The 6696-nt window shown below is 44.0% G+C and carries 7 protein-coding genes; 3 read left to right on the top strand and 4 right to left on the bottom strand.

The features are described from left to right. Nucleotides 1-109: 109 nt before the first annotated feature. Nucleotides 110-922, top strand: coding sequence for an alpha/beta hydrolase family protein (locus tag DBO31_RS07665; RefSeq protein WP_075581335.1), 813 nt, complete (start codon nt 110-112; stop codon nt 920-922). 18 nt (nt 923-940) lie between these two features. After that, entirely contained in the window at nt 941-1555 is a 615-nt protein-coding gene (gene nadD / locus DBO31_RS07660) for a nicotinate (nicotinamide) nucleotide adenylyltransferase (RefSeq protein WP_150824854.1), read from the top strand. A gap of 129 nt (nt 1556-1684) precedes the next feature. Here the strand turns inward: nadD and DBO31_RS07655 are convergent, their stop codons facing one another. Continuing rightward, nucleotides 1685-2233, bottom strand: a complete 549-nt coding sequence (locus tag DBO31_RS07655; protein WP_059075422.1) for an NADH peroxidase — start codon at nt 2231-2233, stop codon at nt 1685-1687. A 123-nt stretch (nt 2234-2356) separates the two neighbouring features. Then, nucleotides 2357-2779 carry a hypothetical protein gene (locus tag DBO31_RS07650; RefSeq protein ID WP_059075421.1) on the bottom strand — a complete coding sequence of 141 codons (423 nt, stop codon included), beginning with the start codon at nt 2777-2779 and terminating at the stop codon, nt 2357-2359. 283 nt (nt 2780-3062) lie between these two features. On the opposite strand from DBO31_RS07650, the gene DBO31_RS07645 reads away from it, so the two are divergent. Beyond that, a complete protein-coding gene (locus DBO31_RS07645; RefSeq protein ID WP_059075420.1) occupies nt 3063-4310 on the top strand; it encodes a dicarboxylate/amino acid:cation symporter in 1248 nt (415 codons plus the stop codon). A gap of 91 nt (nt 4311-4401) precedes the next feature. On the opposite strand, the gene DBO31_RS07640 is transcribed toward DBO31_RS07645, so the two are convergent. Together DBO31_RS07640 and DBO31_RS07635 are read right to left on the bottom strand one after the other, a co-directional pair. Continuing rightward, nucleotides 4402-5877, bottom strand: coding sequence for a sodium:alanine symporter family protein (locus DBO31_RS07640; protein ID WP_200817495.1), 1476 nt, complete (start codon nt 5875-5877; stop codon nt 4402-4404). Between the two features lie 199 nt (nt 5878-6076). Continuing rightward, nucleotides 6077-6696 (bottom strand): PLP-dependent aspartate aminotransferase family protein (locus DBO31_RS07635; RefSeq protein ID WP_200817494.1); only part of this gene is annotated, 620 nt, incomplete at its 5' end.

Raw genomic sequence — 6696 nt, 5'->3', positions numbered from 1 at the left:
GTTCCCTGGAGAATCTACAAAGACAAACAGGATGGCACCTATCCGGAACAGAAATAACTTCGTATGGCTATAATTTATACTATCATATCAGTTAAGGGAGGAAGTCATTATGCCGTCACTTCACATTGAATTTTACTCAGATGTTCTACGTATTGATACGGGAATCGAAGTTATTTATCCACAAAATTGTACCCGGACGCCGGAACCGTTGCGAGATGTCATCAAACCGCCGTTCCCCGTACTGTATCTCCTCCATGGCATCATGCGTGACCAGACGGGATGGATCCGTTTTACCAACGTGGAACAGTATGTCATGGATATGGGCCTGGTCGTCGTCATGCCTACGACGGGCCGCGGCCATTATATCAACCAGCCGCATGGTTACCGGTATTTTGATTATATTACACAGGAACTGCCAAAAGTCATCGGCAATATGTTCCAGGTATCGCAGAAACGGGAAGATACGTTCATTGCCGGCCTCTCCATGGGTGGCTATGGCGCTCTCCATGCCGCTGCCCTCTGCCCGGACCAGTATGCGGCTGCAGCCAGCCTGTCCGGTGTCGTAGATATCGGAGTCATGTATGAATCAAAGGAACTCTATTCTGATGCAGAACGACTCATGACTTTTGATAATAAAGATCCCCGGGGCGGTGAAAATGATCTGGTCGTAGAATTCCAGAATGCCGTCAAAGCTGGTAAAAAATTGCCGAAAATGGTTTGCGCCGTAGGCAATCAGGATTTCCTCCATGATTATAATATTGCCTTCTACAATAAAGTCAAAGACCTGACAGATATTGAACTGTGGACGGAAGACGGCGACCATACGTGGGATTTCTGGGACCGCAACATCAAGCGCGTTCTTCAGTGGCTGCCCATTAAACAGCGTCTGGATGACTATAAACCGCAGTTTGTCGTAAAATAAGAGGAAAGGGTGATCAGCATGAGCCGGAATGATGACAACAAAAAAGGAATTGTCCTGTTTGGTGGGACATTCAATCCTATTCATCAGGGTCATATCCGGCTCTGCTGTAGTGCCTGGAATGCGGTCCATCCCCGTCTGGTGATCCTTATGCCGACTCAGCCTTTTTATAAAGAACTGGATACGGATGCGGCGCAGCGCATTGAAATGTGTCAGAAAGCGGTAGAAGACCTGCCTTTTCCCGTAGCTGTCGATGGCTATGAGATTCAGCAGGGGAGTACATGCCGCACCTATGATACGCTTTGTGCAATGAAAGAGAAGTTTCCTGACGATCCGCTTTACCTGCTTATGGGATCTGATACGTTCCTTTCCTTCAGTTACTGGTATCGTTGGCAAGAATGTGGACGGATGGCGGACCTTCTCGTCGGGATGCGCAAAGGGGATGACCGGGAACAGATAGAAATGGTAAAATGCCTGATGGAAGAAGAAGGCCTCACGGTAAATTTGATGGACCATAAGGCTGACGCTATTTCCTCTCACGACATCCGCCAGCATCAGGAAAAACAGAAGGATGAACTGGCACCGGCTGTCTATGCGTACATCCGGGAACATCATCTCTATGGAAATGATGGGTAACCTTGAATACAAAGAAACGAGAGCTGTCACGATAGGTGAGGGCTCTCGTTTTTTGATAGTAGAGGATAAACGGTAATGAAAAAAAGACCTACTGAAGTGCAGCAGGTCTTTAATATATATCTATGCAACTTATTTTGCGAAATAACGGGCGAGGAGGCCATCGAATACACGGCCATGACGAGCTTCGTCTTTTGCCATTTCATGAACTGTATCATGGATAGCATCATAGCCGAGCTGTTTAGCCAGCGTTGCAATTTCTTTCTTGCCAGCGCAGGCACCCTGTTCAGCGAGGGCACGCATTTCGAGGTTTTCTTTTGTATCAGCTGTTACAACTTCGCCGAGGAGTTCAGCAAATTTAGCAGCGTGTTCAGCTTCTTCAAAAGCGATGCGTTTGTAAGCTTCGGCAACTTCCGGATAACCCTGGCGGTCAGCAACACGGCTCATAGCGAGGTACATGCCGACTTCAGAACATTCACCGGTGAAGTTGAGGCGGAGACCTTCAACAACTTTTTCATCGAGGCCTTTGGCAACGCCTACCTGATGTTCGTCAGCATAGGTTTTCGGTCCTTCCGGAACGAGAGTGAATTTTTCTTTCGGAGCACCGCACTGAGGACATTTTTCCGGAGCATCATTGCCTTCAAAAACGTAACCGCAAACGCCACATACAAATTTTTTCATAATTGTTACCTCCTGATCATATCAAACATAATTATATAATGGGAATATCTTAAATATCTCGTAACAAATAACTATTATTTATTACGAACACATTATAACAGGTTACCGGGATAAATGCAAGAGTTAATCTTCTTTTGTGCTCCAAGTTTTCCATTCTTCCATCCAGTTTTTCAAGGCTTTCTGGGGAAGGGTATAATCACAAAGTGTTGATTTAAGAGCTTTTCTCAATTCGTCTTCTTTATCACCTAAGGGATAAATGGATTTATATTCATCATATACATCCCAGAAGTCGCGCATGTGGAGATTGGCATACGTACTGCCATAGATTTTGAAACACGTATCGCACAAGGTGATAAAAACGGCTTCTTCATCGTGCTGATTTGCATCGTCAAGACCGCAGCAGCGGGTATAGAGACGAATCTTGTTGCCAAAGAGACGGCGCAGGTAATCATACACATCAGAAACCATCGTAGGCTGTAACTGCAGGAGCTGACAGCCGGGAGCAAAATAAATTGGGTACTGGGCAATGTTGTCAAACGTATCCATAATTGACACCTCTTTTTAATTAATATTTTTTATTTGTTATTTACAAATATTATAACACGAATCACTAGGATTTGCAATAAGCGTTCTGTGTTTCTCCGTAAAATTTAGGGTAAAAAGTCAGGAATACATTATTTTAGTGTTTTATATAACAATAATAATGGCATTCTTCACTTTCATAACATATTTCTTCTTTTGATATCAAAATTTATATTGTAGACTGGGAAGAAATACTATAAAATGAAAGAGCTTGTAATTGTAACCGTATTTTATAAGGAGATATAGCGTGAAGAAAATAGGGCTGAGTACACAGATTTTTTTGGGATTGGCACTGGGTGCGCTCATGGGGTATGTGGTTCCTGATCTGGCAGGTCATTTAAAGCCGTTTGGCGATGCGTTCCTGCGGATGATCAAGATGATTGTCGTACCGCTTATTTTCAGCACCCTCGTTATGGGGATTGCCGGGACTGGCGATTTTAAGAAATTGGGACGTCTGGGCGGAAAGGCTATTGTTTGGTTTGAATTTGCGACGACCATTGCTCTGGCTATCGGGCTGTTTGTCATGAATGTGACCGAACCGGGTGTAGGCGTGCCTATATCGGCGGCGGTTGGAACGGAAGAAGCAGCTGCTGCCGGCCAGCACAGCATCGATATGGTGCAGTATGTACTTCACATTATCCCCACTAATATTGTCGATGCTGCTGCACGGCAGGATATGCTCCAGATTATTTTCTTTGCCTGTTTCTTCGGCGTTGCCGTCGCTCATATTGGAGAAAAGGGGACGCTCATTGTCAATTTCTGTCAGAGTGTGGCAGAAGCTATGTTCAAAGTGACTAACTATGTCATGCATTTTGCCCCTCTGGGGGTCTTTGCCATGATTGCGTATACGGTAGGCAGTTATGGTATAACTATGCTGATCCCACTGGGAAAACTGATTCTTTCCGTCGCCGGGGCCACGGCGTTGTTTATTGCCGTTGTAGCCACGATTGCCAGTGTATTTACAAAAATTAATTTTTTCCACCTGATTCTGGCCCTGAAAGATATTCTTTTCCTTGCCTTTTCTACTGCCAGCAGTGAAGCGGCTTTGCCCGGCGCGATGAAACGTCTCCACCGTCTTGGCGTACCCGAAGCGACGGTGACTTTCGTCATGCCGACGGGATACTCTTTCAATCTCGATGGCTCGACACTGTACAGCTCGGCCGGAATCTTGTTTATCGCCCAGCTTTATGGCATTGCCATGCCTATCGAGCAACAATTGCTGGTCATGGTGACACTCATGCTTTCCACTAAAGGCATTGCCGGCGTCCCCGGTGCCGGTATTATCGTCGTCGCCGCAACAGCTGCCGCCTTCAATCTGCCCACAGAAGGGGTAGCCATTCTCCTGGGAATTGACCGCATTCTCGATATGATCCGGACCATCTGTAATGTATGCGGCAACTGCATGGCAACCGTCGTCGTATCCTGCTGGGAAAAAGAACTGAATAAAGATAAGTTTAATAGATTATATAAAGAATTTAGAGAAGAAAAATTGTAACATTTGAAAATGCTCATAAATAAAGGACTCTATTTCAGTAAACTATAGCTGGAATGGGAGTCCTTTTTAATGGGAATAATAAATGTTTGTCCTATTTATCTGGCGGCGTATTGCGGAATATCTTAAATGATGGATTTACCGTTCCTATCCTCATATAACGGGCTTTATAGTCTTTTAGCAAATCTTTGAATTTGTTCCTTAGGAAAAATAAAGCTAACAAGTTAAATCCTACAGGGAATACGAGTGTGATGTTTACCAGAGTCCAGAATAAATCAGGGCCATTTCCCGTTAAAACGATAGAAGATACAATAATAATGTTAGGCAGAGGATATAAATACTTTAAAAGTGTCGTCATGCGATCGCGAAAATGAGGGTAATCTTTGAAGACAAATTGAATAATAGAAATATAATAAGTAAACCAGCCTGTGGTCGTTGTCAAACCAAATAATACGGCGACCAGACCAATCAGCACGACGCCAGGATAGCCGTATACGCTGTTATAAGCCATGATTGTCAGGGTAGCACCGAACTGGCCGGAATCCCAGACACCGGTTACTAATACAGAGAGTGCTGTTATCGTACTGATGACAATGGTATTGATGAATACGTCGAAACTGCCCCAAAGCCCTTGCCGGACTGGATGAACCGTATCAGCAGACCCATATATGAGAGGACTGGATCCTTGCCCGGCTTCGTTGGAATTAATGGATCTGGCTAATCCATCATTAATTGTCTGGATAATCGTAGCTCCGGCAAAACCACCAACAGGTGCCGTATCTGAAAAAGCACAAGTGAAAATCTGATGGAATGCGTGGGGAACTTGTTCTATATTAGCAACGATGACGCCAAGGCCGAAGAGTATGAAAAGAACGCACATAAATGGGACAACCCGGACGGCAAAAGATGCAATCCGCGGTACTCCATTAAAAATGATATAAAACAAAGCGGCAGAATAGATAAGAGTTATGATAATCATATCGAAGCCGAATGAACGGTTCAATATTTCGGCAATAGTAAATACCTGGGATCCACCAAGAAATTGAGCGACGAAGCCGAATGAAAAGAGTAGTGCCAGATATTTTGCTATGGTTGGAAAATGCATGTCCTTTCCAATGCCATCTGCGATAAAGTATACGCTGCCCCCAAAGTATTCCCCTTTTTCATTTTTATAACGATAGTAACAGCCCAGGGAGGTTTCAGCACACTTGATGATCATACCAAGTACTGCCCATACCCACATCCAGAAAATTGCCCCGGGACCACCAGTAGCAACGGCAGTGGCAACGCCTCCGATAGCGGTACAGCCTACGGCACCGCCAATAGCAATACAGCCGGCCTCGATGGGGGAAACAGTCCCTTTTCTCTTGGAAAACGTTTCTTTTGATTCGGAACTCCAGAGGGAACAAATTGTGTGTCTGATAATATGACAGAAGTGGAAAATAGGAAAACATCGGCTTGCATACATGAAATAAATACCAATAAAAATAATAAAGGGCCATCCCCAGAGAAAGGCATTTATTCCGGTGATAATATTGTATAGCATATCGTAACCTCCTGGGTTATTCATGCTTTTGGCAATAATACGCGTTTATGCCTGCATAAATAATAAATAATATAATCAGATAAAGGATAATAAAAAATCATAAACAATAAAAATGAAAAATAAGTATGATATTTTTGCATACATATAGCTGCAAAGAAGCAGGGTTATAACATTTTATTTTAAATAATTGTTATAACCCCGCTGCTGTTACAGAGAGTACCTTTTATTTATATGCAATTTCTAACGCATTCAGGAAATCATTGACTAAATCATCTGTTTCTTCTATGCCGCAGGAAATTCGGAGAAGTCCATCGGTAATACCCATCTTAAGTCGTTCTTCCCGCGGTACATCATAATGGGAAGACATGACTGGATACGATAAAGTTGTCCGGTAACCGCCTAAGGTCATAGCATAATGAGCAAAACTCAGAGCACGCATAAATTTATTCATTTTATCGCGATCTTCAGGAAGTTCGATGCTCAGCATACCACCAAAACCATTAAACTGTTTGGCAGCTAATTCATGCTGTGGATGATTGGGGAGGCTGGGATGATTTACTTTTAATACATATGGGCTGGCATCCAGGGCTTTGGCCAATGCTGTAGCGTTCTTGGCCTGTTGACGGACACGAAGCTGGATTGTACGGAATCCCCGCGATACGAGCCAGCTTGAAAATGGATCTGCCTGCGTACCAATTAACACTTGTAAATCATAGGCCTTCTTTATGAGAGAAGCTTTACCGGTTGCAGAACCGCATACGGCATCGCTGTGACCATTAGCAAATTTAGTAAGGCTATTGACGACAATATCAGCGCCCAAATCGAGTGGACGGCACTGGACAC

This window comes from Megasphaera sp. DJF_B143 (assembly GCF_900320625.1).
Taxonomy (GTDB): domain Bacteria; phylum Bacillota; class Negativicutes; order Veillonellales; family Megasphaeraceae; genus Megasphaera; species Megasphaera hexanoica.
Note: the sequence above shows the minus strand (reverse complement) of the source record. Positions and strands in the feature narration are given on the sequence as shown.